Origin of the sequence: Planktothrix sp. FACHB-1365 (genome assembly GCF_014697575.1) — a bacterium.
Lineage (GTDB): Bacteria > Cyanobacteriota > Cyanobacteriia > Cyanobacteriales > Microcoleaceae > Planktothrix.
The window spans coordinates 21,625-45,740 of the sequence record NZ_JACJSC010000033.1 but is presented as its reverse complement, the minus strand read 5'-3'; the positions used below and the strand labels follow the sequence as shown (position 1 = coordinate 45,740).

The 24,116-nt window shown below is 39.7% G+C and carries 16 protein-coding genes and 2 pseudogenes; 8 read left to right on the top strand and 10 right to left on the bottom strand.

The annotated features are described in order from the left end of the window. The first annotated feature begins 42 nt into the window (after positions 1–42). Entirely contained in the window at positions 43–876 is an 834-nt protein-coding gene (locus tag H6G57_RS24540) for an SGNH/GDSL hydrolase family protein (RefSeq protein ID WP_190523414.1), read from the top strand. A gap of 411 nt (positions 877–1,287) precedes the next feature. After that, on the top strand, positions 1,288–2,319 hold the full coding sequence (locus tag H6G57_RS24535) for a C39 family peptidase (protein WP_190523412.1): 1,032 nt from the start codon (positions 1,288–1,290) through the stop codon (positions 2,317–2,319). A 603-nt stretch (positions 2,320–2,922) separates the two neighbouring features. Here the strand turns inward: H6G57_RS24535 and H6G57_RS24530 are convergent. From H6G57_RS24530 to H6G57_RS24505, 6 genes and pseudogenes are all read right to left on the bottom strand, one after another. Further along, positions 2,923–3,781 (bottom strand): annotated as a pseudogene (locus H6G57_RS24530) (ISAs1 family transposase). A 193-nt stretch (positions 3,782–3,974) separates the two neighbouring features. Further along, positions 3,975–4,973 carry a zinc-dependent alcohol dehydrogenase family protein gene (locus H6G57_RS24525; protein ID WP_190523410.1) on the bottom strand — a complete coding sequence of 333 codons (999 nt, stop codon included), beginning with the start codon at positions 4,971–4,973 and terminating at the stop codon, positions 3,975–3,977. Positions 4,974–5,150: 177 nt separating this feature from the next. Continuing rightward, positions 5,151–6,437 carry a dihydrolipoamide acetyltransferase family protein gene (locus H6G57_RS24520; RefSeq protein WP_190523408.1) on the bottom strand — a complete coding sequence of 429 codons (1,287 nt, stop codon included), beginning with the start codon at positions 6,435–6,437 and terminating at the stop codon, positions 5,151–5,153. Positions 6,438–6,551: 114 nt separating this feature from the next. After that, entirely contained in the window at positions 6,552–6,998 is a 447-nt protein-coding gene (locus H6G57_RS24515) for a YlqD family protein (protein WP_072718339.1), read from the bottom strand. 154 nt (positions 6,999–7,152) lie between these two features. Then, positions 7,153–9,105, bottom strand: a complete 1,953-nt coding sequence (locus H6G57_RS24510; protein WP_190523406.1) for a long-chain fatty acid--CoA ligase — start codon at positions 9,103–9,105, stop codon at positions 7,153–7,155. Positions 9,106–9,547: 442 nt separating this feature from the next. Further along, on the bottom strand, positions 9,548–10,006 hold the full coding sequence (locus H6G57_RS24505) for a DIP1984 family protein (protein ID WP_190523404.1): 459 nt from the start codon (positions 10,004–10,006) through the stop codon (positions 9,548–9,550). A 205-nt stretch (positions 10,007–10,211) separates the two neighbouring features. Here H6G57_RS24505 and xdhA point away from each other — a divergent pair, with 205 nt between their 5' ends. The 3 genes from xdhA (at position 10,212) to H6G57_RS24490 (ending at position 15,060) form a co-directional block, all read left to right on the top strand. Then, positions 10,212–11,633 carry a xanthine dehydrogenase small subunit gene (xdhA, locus tag H6G57_RS24500; RefSeq protein WP_190523402.1) on the top strand — a complete coding sequence of 474 codons (1,422 nt, stop codon included), beginning with the start codon at positions 10,212–10,214 and terminating at the stop codon, positions 11,631–11,633. Between the two features lie 107 nt (positions 11,634–11,740). Continuing rightward, on the top strand, positions 11,741–14,059 hold the full coding sequence (gene xdhB / locus H6G57_RS24495; protein WP_190523400.1) for a xanthine dehydrogenase molybdopterin binding subunit: 2,319 nt from the start codon (positions 11,741–11,743) through the stop codon (positions 14,057–14,059). 59 nt (positions 14,060–14,118) lie between these two features. After that, a complete protein-coding gene (locus H6G57_RS24490) occupies positions 14,119–15,060 on the top strand; it encodes an XdhC family protein (RefSeq protein WP_190523399.1) in 942 nt (313 codons plus the stop codon). 104 nt (positions 15,061–15,164) lie between these two features. On the opposite strand, the gene H6G57_RS24485 is transcribed toward H6G57_RS24490, so the two are convergent. Then, a complete protein-coding gene (locus H6G57_RS24485; RefSeq protein WP_190523397.1) occupies positions 15,165–16,244 on the bottom strand; it encodes an endonuclease NucS domain-containing protein in 1,080 nt (359 codons plus the stop codon). A gap of 44 nt (positions 16,245–16,288) precedes the next feature. On the opposite strand from H6G57_RS24485, the gene H6G57_RS24480 reads away from it, so the two are divergent. The 3 genes and pseudogenes from H6G57_RS24480 (at position 16,289) to H6G57_RS24470 (ending at position 20,119) form a co-directional block, all read left to right on the top strand. Beyond that, the gene (locus tag H6G57_RS24480) at positions 16,289–16,513 is read left to right on the top strand and encodes a hypothetical protein (protein ID WP_190523395.1); all 225 of its coding nucleotides are present in this window, start codon (positions 16,289–16,291) and stop codon (positions 16,511–16,513) included. 251 nt (positions 16,514–16,764) lie between these two features. Further along, positions 16,765–18,882: a TIGR00300 family protein gene (locus H6G57_RS24475; protein ID WP_190523394.1), complete on the top strand. Its 2,118-nt coding sequence runs from the start codon at positions 16,765–16,767 to the stop codon at positions 18,880–18,882. A gap of 352 nt (positions 18,883–19,234) precedes the next feature. Further along, a pseudogene (locus H6G57_RS24470) lies at positions 19,235–20,119 on the top strand (IS630 family transposase). Positions 20,120–20,121: 2 nt separating this feature from the next. Here H6G57_RS24470 and H6G57_RS24465 read toward each other — a convergent pair. From H6G57_RS24465 to iscB, 3 genes are all read right to left on the bottom strand, one after another. Beyond that, entirely contained in the window at positions 20,122–21,003 is an 882-nt protein-coding gene (locus H6G57_RS24465; RefSeq protein ID WP_190523392.1) for a PhzF family phenazine biosynthesis protein, read from the bottom strand. Positions 21,004–21,097: 94 nt separating this feature from the next. Beyond that, positions 21,098–22,405: a sugar ABC transporter substrate-binding protein gene (locus tag H6G57_RS24460; RefSeq protein WP_190523390.1), complete on the bottom strand. Its 1,308-nt coding sequence runs from the start codon at positions 22,403–22,405 to the stop codon at positions 21,098–21,100. Positions 22,406–22,477: 72 nt separating this feature from the next. After that, positions 22,478–23,755 carry an RNA-guided endonuclease IscB gene (iscB, locus tag H6G57_RS24455; RefSeq protein ID WP_190523388.1) on the bottom strand — a complete coding sequence of 426 codons (1,278 nt, stop codon included), beginning with the start codon at positions 23,753–23,755 and terminating at the stop codon, positions 22,478–22,480. Positions 23,756–24,116: the final 361 nt, after the last annotated feature.

Below are 24,116 nucleotides of genomic sequence, written 5' to 3'. Positions count from 1 at the left end.
ATCACCGTTGCTGTCGTTTCCCATAATCAATACACCTCCAAGATGAAACAGGTTCAGACAGTTGTAGTGCAATGTCTTGTTGCGATCACAATCGGTTGTTTAGGATGGTATTCTACCGCTCCATCGATACCCATCGAAGCTGCACCCCCCCAAAAACCCACTCTTCCCTCAACGCCTAGCTTACCGCAACCCGTCATCGAACCCCAGCCGGAAGTGTTACGCAATAAACATCGAATTGTGGTCGTTGGGGATAGTATTACCCAAAGTGGAGGACAATATGGCGGTTATGTCTGGTTGCTACAACGCTATTTGAATTTTTTGTATCCTCAACAACCCGTTGAAATGATTAGTTCTGGGATTTCTGGTAATACTTCAACCCAACTATCGGAACGATTTAAACGAGATGTTTTAGATCAAAAACCCGATTTAATTACCATTAATATTGGAGTTAATGATGTCTTGCAAAGTTTCCAAACTCCAACGCCAGCCAGACCAAATATTCCTACACCTCAAGAATATCGCCAAAATTTAACCGCAATGGTACAGGTTGCAACCACTAAAGGAATTCCTGTTTTATTGCTATCCCCCACCATTATTTATGAAGATCTCAGCAGTCGAGAAAATCAACGAATTGCAGAATATATTGCTGTAATGCGGGAAGTCGCTCTACAATATCGCTGTCAATTTATTGACTTAAATGTTCCCTTTCGTCATGTGATTATTACCTATCAGCGTTATGGGGGACAGGGACAAAATCTATTAACTCGTGATGGGATTCATCCTAATATTGCAGGTCATCAAATTATCGCCTATACCATTCTTAAAGGCTGGGGTGTTCCTGAACCTAAAATTCAAAGCTTAAAACTCAATGAATAATTTAATCCTGATTGTTCAAATCATCGACTGGGAATTACCCCTAGGAGATCACTCTCATCAGGGGTGATCTCCCGTTTGTCATGACGGATGAATGAGTTTCTTAACGCTTTACAAGAGCGGTAGAATTTCGGTTTTATCCTGATTTCAACCTATATTTCCACAAAAGATCAGTGAGTTGTCAATCACGAACTGTCAACCCTGAAACCTTTCCTTCTGGGGAATCTGGATCTTCTTTGAGAATTGTTAATTTTTGTAGAGGAGTACCCAATTATGCTAATCTACAGAATAATCATTAACGTCTGAAATTTTTATCAAGTCAGGAGTAGTCTAACCCCCTGTAACCTCGGTCGAGTTATTGCCATCGTCATTTGTTTTTCTCACACTCTAAATTTATAGCATCAATTACTGAATATGAAATTACAAGACATCCTAGGAACAGAACAACGTTATGATATTAAAGCGATCTCAACTGATGAGGAATTAACTCGTCAAATTCAAGTTATATTAATTAATTTGACTTTGCTTGATCCTCCAGCAGATGGCAAATTTGGCCCTAAATCAACCGCAGCCCTCCATCGATTTCAAACCTTAATGGAATGCGGAGAACCAGGATTTTTAGGATTAAAAACCGCCAAAAAATTAATTGAAACCAAGCGAGAAGAAATTTCTAGCGATGTTCTCATTCTTAAAATTACAAAAGAAACTATTTTAAAACTTAGACCTGTTGCTTCCTCTCAACTGAGTGATGCAGAAAAGCAAGGAGTTAAAGCAGGTCAAGAATTTAAACTCCTCGCCTACGAACCTTTACGGGGTCATATTCGAGTCGCATTTCGGGCTGATGAATTTGGAGAACAATCTGTTTGGTATGTCTTTGATCAACACGCCGAAATTTATCAAGGGAAAGATTTAGTTTGTCCTAAACCTCGTCCTCAAAGTATCAAACTGGCTAACTTTCCCTATCGTTCTCAATTGGATAACTATTATAATCCCACAGGTTCCTGTAACGTCACTTCTATTGCTATGTGTTTGCAATATTTAGGAGTTCGTCGGCGTACCAGTGGTGGTCAATTTGAAGATGAACTTTATGAATATGCCTTACAAAAAGGTTATAGTCGCTGGAGTCCCTATGATTTAGCTAAAATTGTTAAAGATTATGGAGCAAAAGATTACTTTGCAGAACGGGCGACAATGGAGGAATTACAAGATTGGTTAGCCGATGGCAAACCTGCGGTGATTCATGGTTATTTTACCTCCTTTGGTCATGTTATGCCCGTGGTGGGTTATGACGAAAAAGGCTTACTGGTACATGACCCCTATGGAGAATGGTTTTCATCAGGATATCGTACCGATTTAAGTGGTGCTTATTTGCGGTATTCCTACCCTTTAATCCGTCGAGTTTGTATGCCTGATGGAGATTTTTGGGTGCATTTTATTACCACTTAATTGACCCAATTTAGGGGGTCAGAAACCGGGTTTATTATGTTATCTTTCTGTTAATAGCTCATGTTAAGACAGAAACTCGGTTTCTTGGAGGTGTGGGTGGAGGTCAGAAACCGGGTTTCTTAACAACTCTTTCTATTAGTAGCAAAGGTTAATGCAGAAACCCGGTTTCTTGGAGGTGCTGGTGGGAATCAGAAACCGGGTTTCTTAACAACTCTTTCTATTCATAGCAAAGGTTAATGCAGAAACCCGGTTTCTCGGAGGTGCTGGTGGGAATCAGAAACCGGGTTTCTTAACAACTCTTTCTATTCATAGCAAAGGTTAATGCAGAAACCCGGTTTCTCGGAGGTATTGGTGGGGGTCAGAAACAGGGCTGTTTCATGTTTGAAAATTATAGCCTACTTTTGAGCCATAATTCTCAAACATGATAGCTATTTTCAGAAGAATTAATAGGGGATATAATTAATATTATCTATCAGTTATATCCAATATTAGTCTAAACAGCATAAATACCCCTATTCCCTACGGAGTAAGACTTACATTCCTCATTCTTTTATCTATTTTCTCTAAATTAATCGCTCTATTCTTTAAGTTTTAACGTTGGGTTCAAGAGATAGCCAGTAATTTCTTCCACTGATTTCCTAACCACCTTCTTCCCTCTGTTATTGATAAAAATCCTAAACCTCTGAAAATATTCAATCCTAGGGTGTTGACCAGTGCCCAATTAGTCGCCGCTTGTACTTGATTAATTTTCATACTATCCTCTTTAAATAACACATCTTTTACCCAATGAACTTGATTCTCAATCCCCCAATGCCCTTTAATCTTTTGGGAAAAAAATTCTGCTTTTTCCCAGATACTACTTATATAATAAACCGTTTCTCTATAAGGCTTTTTTCCTCTATATCCCCATCGTTCTACCTGAATTATACAACGCATCTGCCGTTATTAACTTTTCTTTTAGACCACATTTCCCTATTATCTCTTGGGCTACAGCTTGTTCTGACCCCTTTTTACTCTCGAACTTTTCCGTCGCTAATACTAATCCTGTTTCTTGACTAAATAGAGATACCATTATTACCATATTTTGTCTTTGATTTCCGGGGTCTTTTACCGTACTTCTTAAGCTTTTTCCATCTATTGCTAATCCCTCTATCCCCTTTAATTTAGGAGAATTCTCTCTTGACCATTCTTTTACTATTTTGCTTAAATCCTTCTCATCTACTCCTCTGATGACCCTCCTTATTGTTGAATAAGATGGCATTTCTTCACTATAGAGCTTGAATGTTCTTTTCAGGATAACTTCGTTCGCTTTGACAAAATACCCCATCTCTCGATATCCTTGATGCCCTGACATCACCCCTAAAACTACTACTAATAACACTTCCCATAACCTATACCTTTTTCCCTGACTTTTTCTAAAATCCTTGACTTCTTTTAATTTTTCTATTAAACTTGTTAGCATCTTTATTTGACAAAAAAATAAGCGACCGCTCTTGATTTTATCAGGTAGCGATCGCCCTGACTTTACTCTTTTTCACCCGACTTTGAAACAGCCCTGCCCTTGCAGGGAAGGGGGCTGGGGGGTTAGGTCATAGAAATTTTCATACAAAATGAAACAGCCCTGGGTTCCCTTTTGTATGATCAATTTCAAGATTTTACATTGTTAAGACTAATTTTCCTTTCATTCCTCCCGCTTCTAATTGTTGATGAGCTTCGGCTGCGGCTGCTAAAGGAAAGGTTTGATTCACAACAATTTTTAACTTCCCTTCATCCATTAACCGAGCGCATTGTTGTAATATTTTGGTTTGATCCAATTGATCATCCATGCGAGATTGTAACATCGGTGTTAACATTAATTCTAAACTAATGCGTAAATTTTTTAACCGAGCATCCTTGAAGGTTCCAAACTTAGGATCAGGTTCTAAAATGGTGACTAAATCCCCATAATTTTTAATGGCAAAAACCGTTTGATAAAACACCTCTTTACCAACGGTATCAAAGGCTAAATCAACTCCTTCTCCCTGCGTCCATTCTAACACTTGTTCAACAAAATCTGTCTGTTTATAATTAATAACAAAATCAGCCCCTAATTCCTTCACAAAATCTATATTTTCATCAGAACCAACGGTTGTTGCTACCTCTGCTCCTTGTAATTTTGCTAACTGAATAGCAACATGACCCACACCGCCAGCACCTCCATGAATTAATACTTTTTGTCCCGGTTGTAATCGTCCTCGATCATACAACGCTTCCCAAGCGGTAATTAAAACTAAAGGAGATGCAGCCGCTTCAACAAAACTCAAACTTTGAGGTTTAAGGGTGGCAAATTTTTCATCAACAACGGTTAATTCTGCATAATTTCCAGACTGCTCACCTAGTCCCCCCTGACAAAAATAAACCGCATCGCCGACTTGAAATTTTTCCACCTCAGAACCCACCGCCTCAACAATTCCCGCCCCATCACAACCTAAAATTGCGGGCATTTGATCCGGGTAAAACGTGCCGCGACTGCGTAATTTTGTATCAATGGGATTAATTCCCGTCGCTTTTAAACGAACTAAAATTTCAGTTGGGGATTGAATTTCAGGATCAGGTACATCTTGAAGTTGTAAAACATTGGGTTTTCCAACTTCGGTCATGATAATAGCTTTCATAAATCAGTTATCAGTTATCAGTTATCAGTCAACAGTGATTAGCTAATAATAATCAGTCAACCGTCAATAGTCAACCGGAATCCGTGATCATTTTTGAAGAAGCTTAAGTTAACAGTTGAAAACTATTAACTGTTAACTCTTTCACTGATAACTGATAACTGATAACTGATGACTGTATTACATCGTCAACGATTGAACATCGGTTTCAATTAATTTTGCCAAACTTTGCAGAAATGCGGCTGCATCTGCCCCATAAATAATCCGATGATCACAAGTAATATTAACTTGCATTTGACGTTTAACCGCCATTGAACCATCGGCAGAAACCACTAATTGCGGACGAGATGCACCCACCGCCAAAATTGAACCTTGACCTTGAGGGAGAATGGCATCAAAGCGATCTACACCAAACATTCCTAAATTAGACAGGGTGAAGGTGCCACTGCTGTACTCATCCGGTTGTAACTGTTTTGCCCTAGACCGTTCCACTAAATCTTGCCAAGAGCGAGAGAGGGAATAAATATCAACTTGATCGGCATTTTTTAACACCGGAGTAATTAAACCGCCATCGGGCATTGCCACAGCGATCGCAATATTAATACCCTGATGATATTGAATCCCATTTTCAACATAACTGGCATTGACAATCGGATGTTTTTGTAACGCCAGCGCCACCGCTTTTGCTAATAGTGCGGTCATGGTGACGCCTTTAGATTTCAGTTGTTTATAAAGCTGATCTAAAGCATCCGTTGTGATGGTATATCCCACCCGGAACACCGGAACCGATAAACTCGCCGTCATATTTCTGACAACGGCATTTTGTAGGGTGTTCATGGCGGCCACTTCACCTAGAGGAACAGCCGCTGGTGCTGGGGTTGAAACCGGAGCAACAGGCTTGCTAACGGTAGGAGCAGGGATAGACGGTTGAACCGTTGGGGTTGAAGTTGAACCTCCAGAAGTGGCTTGCACATCTTCGGCGACGATGCGACCATGGGGGCCACTTCCGGTTAATCTGGCTAAATCAATATTGAGTTCTTTAGCTAATTTCCGAGCGCGAGGAGAAGCAACAATTCTGCCATTGCGTGCCGTTGTCGGGGGTGCGGCTGCAACAGTTGCGGTGGTTGCCTGTGAACTGGCTGCAACTGCTTGAGCCACGGGTGCTGGGGCCGTTGTTGTGGCAGTCTGAGAAGAAGCTTTTTGTTTAGCCTGTTCAATTTCAGCTTGGGTTTCTGCGATCAAGGCAATGGTATTACCCACAGGAGCCGCTTCTCCGGCCGGAACAATAATGGTAGCCAGATATCCTTCATAAAAGGATTCCACATCCATATCGGCTTTATCTGACTCAACGATCAGAACGGTTTCCCCTTTTTCCACCTTATCGCCGGGGGATTTTTGCCAAGAAACGATTTTACCCTCAGTCATCGTTGAACTAAGGGCAGGCATAAAAACTTCGTGAATTGCCATAAGCGCTAAAAAAAATAAAGTTCAAACGTGATCAATCAGCGTTGACTGTTAACCATCAATCGTCAACAGCCAACTATTAACGGTCAACCATCAACCGTTAACCGTCAACCCCCCTTAAATGTCTCCGCGAATTTCTTCAATGAGACCATCTCGTAAGAGAATTTCGACTTGCATTTTAGTGATCAAATTGTCGCCTTCTACAACGGTAAAGATGCTTTCAATTTGTCCTTGACTCACTTCTTGTTCAAGTTCTAAAGTTTGAACTTGTTGGAGTTGTTGCAAGTTTTGATTTTTCTGATCTAAGAGTTGACTTTTACGTTCATTGACTTGAACTTGTATCTCTTCTACTTGTTGCAGGGCATCGGGGCCAAGGGGTTGCAGACTTTGGCGTTTAATTTCTGCAATCATCCGTTGTCCTTGCATTTCTAACTGTTGCAACTGACTATCAATTTGATTAATTTGGACTTGAAGTTGCTGTTGAGCTTCTTCCTTCCAACGGGGTGTGACCACCGCTTTCACGTTGATCGGTCGTTTTAACAGTAATTGTCTGAGATTGTCCATAAGTTATTATTTTTGTCCGTTGTCAGTCCTCCGTCACCCGTACCCTGTAGAGGGACGCGCACGCCCCCCGTACACAACCGTACATCAACTGCATCCCACAAGGATATGCAAAGATGGTGACGGCTATCCTCAGTTGACAAGTTCTTATTCACTGCTAACGGGTGACGGTTTCATACATTTTGTTAATCATATCGCGGTAGCGTTCCATTACAACGGGGCGCTTGACTTTCAAGGTTTGAGTTAACATCCCATTTTCCATAGAGAAGGGTTCTGAAAGTAGCTGAAACGGGCCAATGCGATCATCAATGCGATAACTAGGACGGTTTTTAACTTCGCGGTTGAGTTCTTCTCGAAACAGGTTTTGAACCGCCGGACTGTCTAAGGTAATTTCCTGAGTTGGGATCGGGGATGCTTCAGAAGATTTTAAGGTTAAATTTTGGTGAATTGCCCACTGTTTTAAAGCATCTAAATTCGGAACAATTAAAGCCCCTAAACATTTTTGATCTTGACCGACTAACATGATTTGATCAATATAAGGACTGCGTAAACAAGCATCTTCAATGGCTTGGGGTTCAATATTTTCACCATTGGTTAAAACAATCGTATCTTTTGCCCGACCTGTTAATACTAAGTCGTTTTCCGGGGATAACCAACCTAAATCTCCGGTATCAAACCAGCCCTCGCTATCAATAGCTTTTGCTGTGGCTTGGGGATTTTCAAAATATCCCGTCATTATCTGTGGCCCCCTGGCTAATACTAACCCCTTTTGACCAAAGGGCAAGATTTGACGGGTTTCGGGGTCAACGATGCAAAGTTCGGTTTGGGGAATGGGTTTACCGGATGACCCGCGTAAATTATGCCATTCTCGACGGGCACTTAACACCGGGGCGGTTTCTGTTAAACCATAGCCCACTAATAAATTAATCCCTACAATTTCATAGAAATTTTCTAAGTGCATGGCTAAGGAACCCCCGCCACTAATGGCAAATTTTAATTGTCCCCCTGTGGCTTCTCGAACTTTTTGATACACTAAGCGATCGCCTAAATGATGAATCGGGGCTAATATCCAGGTTTGTAACTGGGCGAGGAATTTTTCAGAGGTTGAAGGAGAATCTAAATTTAAGGTTAATCCTTGAACAATGCGAGAAGCTAAAATATATTTTTCGCTGATGGAAAAGAAGAAATTAACAATTTTTTGTCGAGTCGCAGGTTGTTCCCGAAATTGTTTTTGTGCACTTTCATAAATTGATTCCCAAATCCGGGGAACACTGACCATATAATGGGGTTTAAATTGCTTTAAATCTTGCTTAAAATAACGAATACTGGTATAAACAACGGTGCAACCTTGGGATAAACAAAAATATTGTCCGGTGCGTCCTAATGTATGCCAAGTGGGAAGAAGACTCAGAAATACTTCACCGGGGTCGGGGTGAATCACATCAGGAATTGCATTAATTTGATGAAGTAAATTTTCATGGGTTAACATCACTCCTTTAGGTTTTCCCGTAGTTCCTGAAGTATAGAGGAGTGTGGCTAAGGTGTCGGGATGATGGGGTATAGGTTTAAGGGGGGTATTTTTCCCTGTTTCCATCAGTTGGTTAAAATTTAAAACAGGAATGGTGGGTAAATCACGGGAATTGGGGGTTTCATCAGACAGTAAAATTACAAATTGAATCGGTAGATCTTCAATTTCAGGACGCAATTTTTTTAACAAGGCAAAGTTTTCAACCACTAAGCCTGTACTGCCACTATCTTTGAGAATATAAGCTAATTCTAAGGGATCGGCCGTTGCCCCTCGCACCACATCTGCCGCCCCAGCAGTCAGGATTCCTTGATCTGCAATCATCCACCGGGGACTATCATCGGAGAATAAAGCAATCCGTACTGGTAAACCTTCCGTTGTGGCTTCTATTCCCAGGGCTTGTAACCCGGTGGCAAATTGTTGAATTTGCTGCCACACTTGCGAATAGGTGAGGCGAACTTCCGGTTTTCCGTGAGAGTCATGTAACGCGATAATTTGACCCACATTCTTGTCCAAAATTGGCCAAATTTCAGGAAAATAGTGTAGAGAAGAATACAGGGAACGCCAGTCAGTAGGATTAATCATAGAAAGCCATGTTAGTCGTCAACAACGTTAAGTCGAACCCCTAAATTTTAGAGGGTTCTGTTTTGATACTGTGACTATCTTAACGGAGTAAGAGGACTCTATAGGGAAATATAGGACAGATTTTGGTCTGGCTTAGGTTTGGGCGATAGAATTTTGATTAATAATTAACCGTCAACCCTGATAATTTATGCTGAAATTTACAGCCTGATATAAACACTAAAAACCCCAAACCCACCCTCACTTTAACAACAGATCAGTACAGGGTAATAAACATTAACATTACGCTTTACTCTTGTAACAATACTGGGCGTAACTTGTTAGGGAATTGAACCCGTTGACATTGCCCCTTGTCACCATAATTCGCGTTTAAGCGAAGAATTTCCAACTTAACCCAGTTGGCGGGTTATACTCGCTTCTGTTGTTTTAGCTACCTGCTTAGTGTTTAGATTTCCTGTAAATCCGTTTGCCAATTTATCGCTTGAATTTGAGCATCCAATTCTCTATAATCTCGCGATAAATTGTCAACTTGTCGCTGAATTGCTGCAATATCAATGGTACTGACAAATCGTACTTCAGAACGACTATATCGATCTTGTCGAATAGCGGCTTCTTGAACTAAGTTATCATAGACATTTCGCTTCAAGATTAACACATCTCGTTCTGCCAACGCATCTGCTAATGTTCCAGCTTGAAAGGCAGTCGTTGAGTTAGTTCGATTAATTTGTTTAATTAAAGTTACCAATTCAGCCGTTACCGCTTCTAATTCAGCTAATAAATCTCCGGGGTTTTCCGCAGGTTGTTCCCCTTCCTGTACTTTCGCAACTCTGGACAACCGTTGTCTTAATTGCGCTATTTTTTTCTGAGAATCTCCTCGTAAAATCAAGGCTTCAGCTAATTTCAAACTCGCTCACCTCCATCCCAGCTACAGTTCGTTTTTTTGGGTATTTTTTATTCCTGATTAATATACTACATAAATAATACATTATTGTCAAGGGGGGATTCAAAAAATTTGGGTCACAGTCATTCTGGAAAAAATCTTGACAAATATAGATAATTGTGCAGAGATGGGAATAATCGGAAATACCCACCCTTAAAACCTACAGCCTATGCAAAACAACACCTTCAGCCTGATCATTAATGGTGAAAAGGTTTTGATTCAAGACCTTTCCCCGACCCTAACCTTATTGGAATATTTGCGCCGCAGTGGATGGGTGGGGACGAAGGAGGGGTGCGGGGATGGGGACTGTGGAGCTTGTACAGTGGCGGTTGTGGGTCAGGGGTCGAATGGACAACCCCAATATCTAGCGATGAATAGTTGTTTAATTCCCTTGGCGACGATGGCGGGACGGGAAATTATTACCGTTGAAGGGGTTGGGAAAGAGGGTCTGCATCCGGTACAGGCGGCGATGGTGAGTTTGGGCGGTTCCCAATGTGGTTATTGTACTCCCGGTTTTATTATGAGTTTGTTTACAGCGTACTACAAAGGTGAGGTTAATGATGAATCTTTAGAAGGAAATTTATGTCGATGTACGGGTTATTTACCTATTCGTCGAGCAGCAGAACTCGTTAATAATACCCATTCTGGTGATCAATTTAGTGAACGATTAACCCAAATTGATTTATCGGTTAATTCTCTCCATTATATCACCTCTCATCAACAGTTTTTTCGTCCGCTTCAACTCTCTGAAGTTTTAGAGATTTTACAACAGTATCCTGATGCTAAGTTAGTCGCAGGAGCAACGGATTTAGGCTTAGAAATAAGCCATCATCATCAAGAGTTTCCGACTTTAATTTCTTTAGAATCTGTTGCGGAACTTCAACAACTTAAACAGACTTCAGATTATGTAGAAATTGGGGCGTCAATTCCTCTAAGCCAGATTGAAGAAAACTTAAAGGGAATATTCCTCAGTTTAGATGAAATGTTATCTTGGTTTGCGGCTCGACAAATTCGCAACCGGGCTACAATTGGAGGTAATTTAGCAACCGCTTCTCCCATTGGAGATTTAGCCCCTGTTTTATTATCTTTAGATGCTAAACTACGGTTAGCAAGTTTAACAGGAGAACGAATTATTTGCATTGCTGATTTTTTTAAAGGGTATCGTCAAACGGAATTACAACCCCAAGAAGTGATGGTTTCTATTATTATTCCGAAAACCATAACTGCTAATGCTATTCGTCGGTTAAGCCAATCTTATAAAATCGGAAAACGGGGAACTGATGATATTAGTATTGTTTCTGCTGCTTTTACCATTGATTTAGATACAAATAATACAATTATTCATGCCAGACTTGCCTATGGTGGAGTTGCAGCCATTCCCATTCGAGCGATTAATATTGAAACGATGTTAGTTGGAAAACATTGGAATTATGCAACAATTCAAAATGCTAAAATTTTATTAAAAGATACCTTTAACCCTTTAACTGATTTGCGAGGAAGCGCAGATTACCGTAAACGATTAATTGCTAATTTATTTGAAAAATTCTTTATTGAATTTTCTCCTAGCCAAGGTTGTAATATTTTTGGGTAGGGGTGGCGTCCCTCCCAACCCTCTGTGTGTCTGGGTTAGAAGACCTAACCCCTACAGGTTTTAATCACCCATCATTTAGACTTGCTATATTATTTAACTGTAAAATTATGAAAGAAAATTCTAAATCACAACCCCATGAAAGTGCCATTAATCATGTTAGTGGAAAAGCAATTTATACCGATGACCAAAGACTCCCAAGCGGAATGTTATACTTATGGCCGGTTTTATCTCCTTATGCTAAGGCAAAAATATTAAAAATTGATCCTGCAAATCTGAATCATATTCCGGGGTTTGTGACCCTTTTAACGGCTGATGATATCCCTGGAATGAATAACACGGGAACTATTAAACATGATGAGGTTTTATTACCACAGGATGAAGTTAACTATTGGGGTCAACCTGTGGTTTGGGTTGTTGCAGAAACAGAAATTGCAGCCCAAAAAATAGCAGAAACGATTAAAATTGACTATGAAGTCTTAACTCCTATTTTAACCATTGAGGATGCTATTCAAAATCATAGCGTTCATGGCGATAAAAATATCATGCGTCGGGGAAATTCCAAAACTGCTTTACAAGAATCTGATTTTATTTTAACTGGGAATATTAAAATACAAGGTCAAGATCATTTTTATTTAGAAACACAAGTTGCTTGGGTAATTCCTAATCTTGAAGACGGTTATCAAGTTTATTCTTCGACTCAACATCCCAGCGAAACTCAAGCCATTATTTCCGAAGTTTTAGGGATTTCCCGCAATCAAATTGTTGTCACTTGTTTAAGAATGGGAGGTGGGTTTGGCGGGAAAGAAACCCAAGCGAACCCCACCGCAGCCATTGCCGCTTTAGCTGCAAAAAAAACCGGATGTCCGGCGAGAGTTCGACTCAAACGAGATCAAGATATGATGACCACCGGAAAACGACATCCTTTTTTAGCACAATATCAAGTTGGATTTAACTCAGAAGGTCAACTTTTAGCTTTAGATATTGATTTATATTCCGATGGTGGTTGGAGTGTGGATTTATCCTTTCCTATCCTGCAACGGGCAATGTTTCATATTGATAATTGTTATTATATTCCTAACTTAGAAGTTCGGGGACAAGTTGTAAAAACGAATAAAGTTTCTAATACGGCTTTTCGCGGGTTTGGGGGGCCACAAGGCATGGCAATTATTGAAGAAATTATCGATAAAATTGCAAGGAAATTAAGTTTACCGCCTGAAACCATTCGAGAACGTAATTTTTATCACGGAGAAGGGGAAACCAATACCACCCATTACGGTCAAGAAATTGTTGATAATCGAATTGTACGAGTTTGGGAAGAAGTCAAACAAAAATCAAATTTTGAATCTCGAAAACTAGAAATTGAACAATTTAATCAAAATCATGATTATCAAAAACGAGGGTTAGCGATGACTCCGGTTAAATTTGGGATTTCTTTTACTAAAACCGAATATAATCAGGCGGGAGCTTTAATATTAATTTACCAGGATGGCAGTATTCAACTCAATCATGGCGGCACAGAAATGGGGCAGGGTTTACAAACGAAAATGTTACAAGTTGCATCACAAGCTTTAGGGGTGAATATTAAACGATTTAGAATCATGCCCACCAGTACGGATAAAGTTCCCAATACCTCAGCAACGGCGGCTTCTAGTGGTTCAGATTTGAACGGTCAAGCGGTTAAAAATGCCTGTGAAATCCTAAAACAACGATTAGCAGAAGTCGCTGCAAAAGTATTAAATCTTGATGAACCTCAAGATTTAATTTTTGAAGAAGATTGGATTTATTGTCAAAGTTATCCCCGTTATAAAATAGCCTTTGATGAAGTAGTTAAACAAGCTTATAATCAACGAGTGAGTTTATCGGCAACGGGCTATTATCGTACCCCAAATATTGATTATGATCCTAAACTGGGCAAGGGTAGACCTTTTTATTATTATGCTTATGGGGCGGCTGTCAGTGAGGTGGAAATTGATGGATTTACGGGAACGTTTAAACTGCGTCAAGTGGATATTGTACAGGATGTGGGAGAATCGTTAAATCCTTTAATTGATATTGGGCAAATAGAGGGAGGTTTTGTGCAAGGAATGGGATGGTTAACAATGGAAGAGTTAGTCTGGGATGAACAAGGAAGATTGAAAACCTTCGCCCCTAGTACCTATAAAATTCCTACCATTAAAGAAGTTCCTAAAAATTTTAACGTTCATTTATTAAAACGGGCAGCCCAGGATGGAGTAATTTATGGTAGTAAAGCCGTTGGAGAACCCCCTTTTATGTTAGCAATATCGGTCAGAGAAGCAATTCGAGATGCAATTGCCGCTTTTGGTAATCGAGATTTTATTTTATTAGCTTCTCCAGCTACACCAGAAGCTATTTTAAATGCTATTGAACAGGTACAATTAAAGTTAGTAAACTCCTCGGAACCTTGAGCAATTTAATCAGTCATTTATTCTAATATACCCTTGTCATTACTTGCCTTTCTAACTTCATGATTATTCAATTTTATCAACAACTGATTCAGGTTTTATATGAAAATGCTGCGGTCGTTGCAACCGTAACCCGTGTTATCGGTTCAGTCCCTAGAGAACTGGGGGCAAAAATGATCATTTGTGAGGATGGTCGCACGTTTAATACTGTTGGGGGGGGTGCTGGAGAAGCAAAAGTAATTCAGCAAGCTAGAGAGGTTTTAAAAACCGGAGAAAAACAATGGGTTGATATCGATTTATCCGGCGCACCACAACGAGAAACCCAGGGAGTTTGTGGCGGGTTAATGCAAGTTTTATTAGAACGATGGTCAGGAGAAAAAGCGATCGCTTTAGCAGAAAATATTCTATCTTTATTGCAAGCGGGAAAATCGATTATGTTAGTGACTTCTTTTGATGCTGCTTTCCCCTATTTACTCACATCTGAACATCCTATCCCTGCCTCGGATCAAATTTTTATAGAAACCCTACAACCCCCTCCTACCTTACTCATTATTGGAGCAGGTCATATCGGAGAAAAGTTAGCTAAAATTGCTGATTTTATGGGTTTTAAAATCATTATCCAAGATTCTCGTCCTGAATTTACCTCTCCTGAACGATTTCCCCCCAATTCCTTGATTTTTAATCAAAATATTGCAACCGTTTTACAACAATTAACGTCCCCAAAAAACTTATATATTGCTTTAGTAACAAGAGGTTATGAATATGATATTGAAGCTTTAAAAAGTATTTTAAATATTAATTTACCGTATCAATATATTGGCATGATTGGCAGCCAAAAACGAATCCAAGTTGTCTATAAAGCTTTACAGAATTGTGGGATTTATTCTCATCAACTCCAGGCAATTCATTCTCCTATTGGATTAGATATTGGTGCTTTAACCCCTGAAGAAATTGCGATTAGTATTGCTGCGGAATTAATTCAAGTTTACCGATCTAAACGTTAATTGTCTTCTAGGAAAAGGGTTTTGATGGATTTAATACGGCGTTTTGGCGTACCTATTATCACTTAGTTTGGGCAACAAACTTTATAGGAAATAACCAGTCCCTCCTACAACCTTTCTAACCAATTTTGCAAAGCTATATTAATCAAATTTTCTAGTTGATTCAGAGATTCTATAGAATCTATTACCTGGATAAACTTTTCAAAATCTTTGTAGTGATAGACTTTATCAATAGATCTTTTACCTTTAAGAATATACCCAATAAGATTTATCTGTTGAAAGTCATTTGTAAAAATTTGCATTTTACCTAAAGGATATTTAGAACCCATAACTTGCCGATCTGGGATTGGTAAATAGAGATAAAAGAGATTATCTTGACGAATTTCAACACAAATATTATCTTTACCTCGTCCGTACTTAATAACTCCTGGGGCATAAATTTCTTGAATTTTTTCGTGAAAACACAAAATCTGTTTTCTCAACTTTAAAATATATTGCTGTTGCTCAGGTGAGCAGTTTGCTATTATTTTTAGTAAACTATTGGGTGGATCGGGTAAATAACAGGATAAATCAAATACATCATTTTTATCATAATTTATTTTTGTATAAACAGTTTTTTCTCTATCAATATGAGTTAAAGACAGATCCAAACTATCCGGTTGCTCAAGAATCTCAAAAGAGAGAAACTCTAAAGATAGCTTGCTATGCTCTTTGTCAACAAAATTGTGTTTATGAAAGCTGGGCATAATAGCCATTAGACGGATAGGTTTACTATAATCTATCTCCAAATCAATCGGCTTAACCATAATCAAATTATTATAGTAACGAGTGAGTTGTTGAACCACTCCTCGATCTGTAATGTTTTTTAGCTCTATTACAACTAATTGCTGATCTTTATCCAAAGCCAAAATATCACAAATCTCTCCATTTACTTTGTATTGGCGTTTTAATGGAGTAAGCTCTAACAGATTTATCAAATTATCCCAAACAAAATCTTCTAATGCTTTTTCGTTTCCAAAACTCCACTTATTTCCTCCTTTCTTGAGTAGGGTGTTAATTTCTGGAGGACGAACAGATTTACCAGTTTGTGAACGTTGTCTTGATTGTTTGAGAAGTTTCTCTCTATGAACTTTTGCATCTGCTAAAATTTCATCTGCTTTTAAAATTTTGCTGAATGGGCGTCCCATATTAATACAAAAATGTAATTAACTATAATCATCATTTTATTATATTGGTATCACTTGTTGATGCGATCGCTATTTTGTTAAGTAAGAAGCTCAAAAAATACCTGACTCACCCATCAACTCAATGTTATGAAAACATGACATTAAATCCCGATGCTTGTCCACATCCCAGTGATATAATTAAAAATTGGCTTTTTATAGACCTAACCCCCTTCTTAACCTTAGAAGTGGGCTTTTGTAAGGGCGAGATGACCCAAAGTCCGTCAACTTAAGCCGAAAACCCGTGATTACATCCGAGAAGAGATCCCCCTAAATCCCCCTTTTTAAGGGGGACTTTGATCTCCTGTTCCCTCCCTTAACAAGGGGGGTTAGGGGGGATCATTGACTGGGGAGCAGATAGCGCGTGAATTCGGGTTTGAGTGCCTACTTTTAGCCTGAAGTTGACGGACTTTGGAGATGACCTCGCCCCTACAAAAATCTCTTATCGGTAGCAACCTGTAGCGTCTACCCTATTCTAACTAAAATGACAGATTCAATTCGTTTCCTGATGTGTCCTCCAGACCACTATGATGTGGACTATGTAATTAATCCTTGGATGGAGGGCAATATCCACAAATCCTCCTTTGATCGAGCCAGAGAACAGTGGCAAAGTTTGTACCATCTTATCAAAGAAAACGCCATTGTTGACTTAGTAACCCCCGCAAAAGGTTGGCCGGATATGGTATTTACCGCCAACGCTGGGTTAGTGCTCGATAAAACCGTCGTTCTTAGTCGTTTTTATCACAAAGAACGTCAAGGGGAAGAACCCTATTTTAAAACTTGGTTTGAAAGTCAAGGATTTACCGTTCATGAACTTCCGAAAGACCTCCCCTTTGAAGGTGCTGGAGATGCTTTATTTGACCGGGAAGGACGTTATTTATGGGCAGGATATGGCTTCCGGTCTGAACTCGATTCTCACCCCCTAATTGCAGAGTGGCTGGATATTGAAGTTCTATCTCTGCGGTTAATGGATGAACGATTTTATCATCTCGATACCTGTTTTTGTCCGTTAACAGGTGGGTATTTAATGTATTATCCTCCCGCCTTTGATTCCTATTCAAATCGATTAATTGAATTGCGAGTTCCTCCAGAAAAACGGATTATTGTTGAAGAACCCGACGCCGTTAACTTTGCTTGTAATACCGTCAATATTAATCAGACGGTGATTATGAACAAAGCCAGCGATAACTTAAAAGCTCGACTACAAGAAGCGGGTTTTACCGTCCTTGAAACTCCCTTAACAGAGTTTTTAAAAGCAGGGGGAGCCGCCAAATGTTTAACCTTGCGGGTGACAGAACCGATTATTATTGATCGTCATGCTGTCATTAATATTGAAAGCCGCACCGTCCTGATGGAAGGACATTTATTAGATGCTGGCTTAATTAACCGCGCCTTAGATTTAGTCGTCGAAGGAGGCGGAAGTTTCCAAGTCCTGAACTTTAACTTAGGAGAACAACGCCAAAGCACCTCGAAAGCAGAGATTAAAATTTCTGCTCCCTCCCATGAGGTGATGGAAGAAATTATTAGTCAATTAATTGATATTGGCGTTGTTTCCCTGGATGACGATCAACGAGATGCTCGCTTACAACCCGTCGAACAAGATGGTGTTGGCCCCGATGATTTCTATGTCTCCACCATTTATCCGACGGAAGTTCGGGTAGATGGACAATGGCTAACGGTTCAAAATCAACGTATGGACGGTGCGATCGCCATTTCCGAAACCCCCAACGGTCTGATCGCTCAATGTAAGATTTTACGGGATTTAAAACTCGGTGAACGAGTGGTGGTGGATGTCGTCGGTCTGCGGACGATCCGCAAAACTGAATCCCGTGAACCCCGCAATGGCCCTCAAGAATTCAGCTTTATGTCTGCTGGAGTATCCAGTGAACGCCGGGTTGAGTTAATTGTGGAACAAGTCGCCTGGGAACTGCGCCAAATTCGCGATCGCGGCGGTAAAGTTGTGGTGACGGCTGGCCCGGTGGTGATTCATACCGGAGGAGCTCAACATTTATCCCATCTGATCCGCCAAGGCTATGTGCAGGCGTTATTAGGGGGAAATGCGATCGCCGTTCACGATATGGAACAATCGATCATGGGAACCTCCCTCGGTGTCGATATGAAACAAGGTGTCGCTGTTAAAGGAGGTCATCGCCATCACCTTAAAGTGATTAACAGTGTTCGTCGTTGCGGAAGTATTGCCGCCGCCGTTGAACAGGGAGTGGTTAAGAGTGGAATTATGTACGAATGTGTGAAAAATAACATTCCCTTCTCCTTAGCAGGTTCCATTCGAGATGATGGCCCGTTACCGGATACGCAAATGGACTTAATTAAAGCTCAAGAGCATTATGCCGAACTGTTACGGGGTGCTGATATGATTCTGATGCTGTCCTCAATGTTACATTCCATTGGGGTTGGGAATATGACGCCTTCCGGGGTGAAAATGGTTTGTGTGGATATTAACCCGGCGGTTGTCACCAAACTCAGCGATCGCGGTTCTGTGGAGTCTATTGGGGTTGTTACCGACGTCGGACTGTTCCTGAGTTTGTTAGTGAATCAGTTAGATAAATTAACCAGTCGTTACGGCGTCGTACAAGTCGGTTAATTTAATCGGGGTAAAAAATCCGGTTTCTGGTAATCTTTTGCTATTGTTTTAAGTGTATAAATAACCACAAAGACACGAAGAAACGAAGGAAAGATTAAGACAGAAACCGTGTTTTTTATCACGATCAGTTTTGGGAAATTATTTGAAGGTAATGCGATCGCAATTTTGATAAAAAATATCTATAACTACCTAGAGCTTGCTGAAAAAAGGCGAAAAGCCAGAACAGGCGGGAGAAGAAGACAAGAAAAAATGAATCAGGTGCAAGGGAGGGGTGTAAAATATAGCGCTACGCGCTATGGTTAGGACAAAAGTATGATAAGATTCAGTAAGAGTTAAATAAAGGAATATAGTTATGCCAGCACCTTATAGTTACGATTTACGCTCTAAGGCTCTAGCAGCAGTAATTCATAGGAGAAAAGAAAATACAGGTAAGTCGTTTTTTTAAAATTAGTCGCAACACATTAGATCTATGGCTAAAAAAAGAAAGAGAAACAGGAGACTATCAAGCCAGCCCACCTGTAGGAGTAGGAACTGAACCGAAAATTAAAGACCTAGAAAAATTTCGAGAATTTGCCAAAGAAAATAGTGGCAAAACCCAAAAACAAATGGCTCAATTAGGGGGGGGTGAAGCGACGCAACAGAATATTAGTTATGCTTGTCGAAAACTGGGTATAAGTCGAAAAAAAAACTTATGGGTATCGGGAAAGGGATGAAGAAAAAAGACGAGAATTTATGCAAAAACTAGAGCTAATAGAGAGGAGCAGAAAAGTTTATGTAGACGAAGCAGGATTTGATAATCGTGAGGATTACCCGTATGGCTACAGCCTGATAGGGGAAAGATGTTATGCTCTCAAGTCAGGTAAAAAAAGAGAAAGAGTTAGTTGGCTATCAGCATTGTAAAGAAGGGAAATTATTAGCTCCTTTAACCTTTGAAGGGTCATGTAATAAAGATTTATTTGAAGCCTGGTTGAAGAATTGTTTGCTACCTGTGCTAGAACCAGGAGACATTATTATTATTGATAATGCCAGCTTTCATAAAGGGGAATCTATCAAAGAACTCGTCGAAGGAGCCGGATGTGAAATTTGGTATCTGCCCCCATATTCTCCCGACTTGAACAAGATTGAAAACTGGTGGGCTGTTTTAAAGACATGGATGAAACAAAGATTAAACGAATTCCAAACTGTCAGAGAATGCGTGGATGCTGCATTTAGGAATTGTCCTAACATATGCGCGTAGCGCTATAAAACTCCTGTCGCAACTGTGATTACACTTCCCCCAACTTCAACTTGAATTAAATCTCCTATTTTTTGAGATTTTAATAACAGTAAAGAAGGGCGATCAATTTCATATCCTTGCTCAACTCGAATATTAACTTGATCAGAACCAAAATAATGATAATTTGAGAGATATCCCGCTAAACAACCATTAGCACTTCCCGTTGCTGGATCTTCAGGAACACCCAACGCAGGAGCAAACATTCTCGCACAAATCTGATTATTGGGGTGATAGGTTTCGGGACAAAAGATAAAGATTTCTTTGGCTGTTGTGGTTTGAATAAACTCTGTATACCGTTCAAAATTTACCTGAGATCTTTTTAACGCCGACAGGGTTTTTAACGGAACAATAATAAACGGAATTCCCGTAGAAACAACTTGAATGGGATAGCGGTCATCAAAATCTGTTTCTTCCAAATTTAATACCGAGGCTAATACATCTCGATCATAAGTTTGCGTGAATTCCGGGGTATTTTGTCGCATCCAAAGGATTTGTTTTCCCTCTTCTGAGGTTTTCCATGTCACCGGTATTTGACCAACAGCTAAATTTAAAATCACTTGTTCAACGGAGGTTTTAATGATATCTTGTTGAATGATATAAGCCGTTCCTAATGTAGGATGACCCGCAAAAGGTAACTCCCGTTTAGGAGTAAAAATTCGCACGGGATAACCGCCATTAAAGGTTTCAGAAGCAGTAATAAAGGTTGTTTCCGAATAATTCATTTCTTGAGCAATTTTGAGCATTTCTTCATCGGATAACGACTCAACACCTTCACCCCAAATCACGGCTAATTGATTCCCAGAATATTTCGTCTCAGCAAAAACATCAACAATCGAAAATTTCATAAATTTTGTAATATGAATTTTACCATCAAACTCTTTCACTGATAACTGATAACTGATAACTGATAACTGATAACTGATAACTGATAACTGATTATTACCTTTCATTCCAAGTTTTTTCGGCATCTGCGATCGCTTGATCAACCGTTTTTTGATTCAACATTGCAGCTTGTAGATTATCATAGATGATTTTTTGCAACTGTTTAATATCTTTCTGAGGGGGAATCAAAACCTGGGCATTTTCAAGCTCTTTTACACTCACTAAACGCGCTTGATCTGCTGCTGTGGGATTAGCAGGAAGGGTGGTAAAATAACTATCTTTGAGAGACTCTCGAATAGACGGTAAAACATTAGCTGCTTTAGCAAAAGCAAGTTGATTGGTACTATTAGTAACAAATAATGCAAACTTTAAAGCAGGTTCAGGAACATCTGTTGATTTCGGAATTACTAAATTCATGACAGCAACAGTTGTTTTTTTTGTATCTCCAGTAATTTGAGGTGCTGGAATAGAAACTTGAGCAACGGTGGGTGCATTTTGACTAATAGCTTTTAGAAATTGTGGCCCAGATGTTAATAAAGCAATGTCTCCGGCTTGATATAATTCAATAGCACGGCGATGTCCTTGGGTTAAAACTTCTTTTGGAAGTAAGTCTTTTTGATATAAATCAACCCAATATTGAAAAGCAGCTTTCCCTTGAGGGGTATTAAAAGCGGCTTTACCTTTATTATCCAGTAATTCTGCTCCCATTTGAACTAAAGATTGTAAAACTTGAGCCGAATCTTCAGGAACAAAAGACACAAAAACCGCATATTTGCCTGTTTTTTCTTTGACTTTTTGAGCGACTTGTGCTAATTCTGAATAGGTTTTTGGTGGTTGAGTGACTCCCGCTTGTTGTAGAAGTTGTTGATTATAAATTGTAATTTGAGTGGTTAAATACCAAGGAATCCCAAAGGTGACAGTTTGGCATTGATTATTGGGACAAACTTCTATTTTATTAGATTGCCAAATATTAGGTAAATATTGAGATTGAACACTTTCAGGAACGGTTTCATTGAGATTTAACCAAGCATTTCGTCCCGCTAATAAAGCAGCAAAATCAGGATTTAGGTTAATGACATCGGCGGCGGTTTTGGCAGCAACGGAGGCTAAAACTTTACTTTCCATCGCTGACCAAGGAACATCAACCCACTTCACTGTTAACCCTGGATTTTCCGATTCAAAATTGACAATCAGTTGATTAAAATAATCGGTAAATTGCGGTTGCAGTTGCATTGTCCAAAATTCAATTTCTTGCTTCCCGTTTTGAGACGTTGGGGAAGAAGTGGAGCAACTGACACCCCAACTTAAAAATAAACCTAAAACTAATAACAAACCAAACCGTTTCCAAGACTTCAATTGTTTCATCTGTCTTCCCCTTTGGAGCCATGCGCTAAATCGGTACTCCGATTAGCAGCCAGAGGAAAAAGGGGGCAGGGTTTATGTTGCATACAAGTAACCATCCTTTTTGTGAATTGTTGTGCAGTATTTGTAGCTGATTCCTTGGATAAGTACCCCTTTCGAGGAAATATTAAAGCTCCCACTAGAACGAACGGCAATTCGTCCAATATAGGTTCCTATTTTTTTACCTTTTGTGACAATAGCTTTAACGATACTGCCCGTTTGGAACCCGTTAACAAATTTAAAACGAGGAACATAACGAGAGGGAAAACCCAATTTATCTGTTCGACACATTTGTCGGGAACCATGACCCGTTGCTTTGATTAATAAAGGTTTATTGGTTAAAACCTTTAAAGTTGTAATTTTTCCAACACAAGCTGCATCTAACCAATGGGTTTTAGGTAGATTTAATCGAGTCCGATTGAATTTAGTTAACCCACCGGAGCCAGTGGAAACAGGTTTACCTGTTTCTTTTAATCGATTAAACAATGACCATCGGGTTGAATTTACAACAGTAGCATCTTTTAAGGGCTGTTTAGCTTGTTTCAAAATCCGTTGCAGTAAGTCGGGTTTACCCGATAGGAAATCTTGGATATCTTGATTTCCTTTCTTTTGATTACAGTCATGACAAGCCATAGTAAGATTGGAAATTCGGTCAGTTCCGCCTTGGGATTTGGGGTGAATATGTTCTACTTCCAGGGGGACATTTTCCACCCCACAGTAAGCACATTTCCTGCTCCATTTCTCCAATAAATATTGTCGAACTTCGTATCCTTGTAACTCTCCTTGTTGGTATTCAATTCCTGAAATTTCAGGATTTTCAAGTTGCTGTAAGTCAAATCTGACTAACTCTTGAACAATTGAACTAATGGGTACAAGTCTAATTAATTTGTTGACCCAAGTTAGAGTTGTTTCTACTCGATGTTGAAGACTGGGTGCTAACCATCCTTTTTGTCGGGTACGATTCAAAAACCGTGCTTGACGATATCGGGTTTTACGATTTCTTCGGGAGCGACGTAATAAACGTCGAGATTCCAAAGACATTTTAATCGTTTGACCTCGATGAGTTAATTCCGCACCCCAAATTACTTTGTTTCCTTGAACTAACGTAATTCCTGTAGTTTTTGAACCGGGGTCAATTTTGAGAGTGATTTGTTCTATTTCTGATTCGGGTTTTGACTCCTTCAAGATAATAGTAAACGGATAACGGCGATAAACAGCAGCTTGACCTTGATTCAATAACAATCGAGCTTGAGCAGGATGTACTGGATTTTGAGGCTGTTTATTTGTATCAATTACAAAGACGTAATTAGACATAAAATAACTCCTATTTCTAGGGTAAAGTTAGCTTTGACAATGTTAGCAGTCGGTACTGTCTCAAAAGCACTTCCTTAACCCGCTAAAGATTTTTAACTTTTGAGTTTTAGAGCTTGGGACTAGCTACGCATCCCAAGGTAAGAACTTTAACGCTTTCCACTAACGTAGTACATGAAAGGTACTTAGTCTGGTCAATTAGGGCTTTTTCAAGCCCCCACTGTACTTGTACTCAAGTCAGTGGTGGGTTATTGACTTTATTGAGAACTTCACTAAGGGGGCTAAATTTCGTTAAACTAGATACCAGTAAATCAGAACAGAGGGGAAAGGTCAAAGATCAGCCGTTGGTATCAACTCCTAACGG

Excerpts from the sequence above, each read along its gene's own strand:
- H6G57_RS24535 (WP_190523412.1), top strand. The coding sequence starts at position 1,288 with ATGAAATTACAAGACATCCTAGGAACAGAACAACGTTATGATATTAAA.
- H6G57_RS24525 (WP_190523410.1), bottom strand. The coding sequence starts at position 4,973 with ATGAAAGCTATTATCATGACCGAAGTTGGAAAACCCAATGTTTTACAA.
- H6G57_RS24510 (WP_190523406.1), bottom strand. The coding sequence starts at position 9,105 with ATGATTAATCCTACTGACTGGCGTTCCCTGTATTCTTCTCTACACTAT.
- xdhA (WP_190523402.1), top strand. The coding sequence starts at position 10,212 with ATGCAAAACAACACCTTCAGCCTGATCATTAATGGTGAAAAGGTTTTG.
- H6G57_RS24540 (WP_190523414.1), top strand. The coding sequence starts at position 43 with ATGAAACAGGTTCAGACAGTTGTAGTGCAATGTCTTGTTGCGATCACA.
- H6G57_RS24485 (WP_190523397.1), bottom strand. The coding sequence starts at position 16,244 with ATGGGACGCCCATTCAGCAAAATTTTAAAAGCAGATGAAATTTTAGCA.
- H6G57_RS24515 (WP_072718339.1), bottom strand. The coding sequence starts at position 6,998 with ATGGACAATCTCAGACAATTACTGTTAAAACGACCGATCAACGTGAAA.
- H6G57_RS24520 (WP_190523408.1), bottom strand. The coding sequence starts at position 6,437 with ATGGCAATTCACGAAGTTTTTATGCCTGCCCTTAGTTCAACGATGACT.
- H6G57_RS24475 (WP_190523394.1), top strand. The coding sequence starts at position 16,765 with ATGACAGATTCAATTCGTTTCCTGATGTGTCCTCCAGACCACTATGAT.
- xdhB (WP_190523400.1), top strand. The coding sequence starts at position 11,741 with ATGAAAGAAAATTCTAAATCACAACCCCATGAAAGTGCCATTAATCAT.
- H6G57_RS24460 (WP_190523390.1), bottom strand. The coding sequence starts at position 22,405 with ATGAAACAATTGAAGTCTTGGAAACGGTTTGGTTTGTTATTAGTTTTA.
- H6G57_RS24490 (WP_190523399.1), top strand. The coding sequence starts at position 14,119 with ATGATTATTCAATTTTATCAACAACTGATTCAGGTTTTATATGAAAAT.
- H6G57_RS24465 (WP_190523392.1), bottom strand. The coding sequence starts at position 21,003 with ATGAAATTTTCGATTGTTGATGTTTTTGCTGAGACGAAATATTCTGGG.
- iscB (WP_190523388.1), bottom strand. The coding sequence starts at position 23,755 with ATGTCTAATTACGTCTTTGTAATTGATACAAATAAACAGCCTCAAAAT.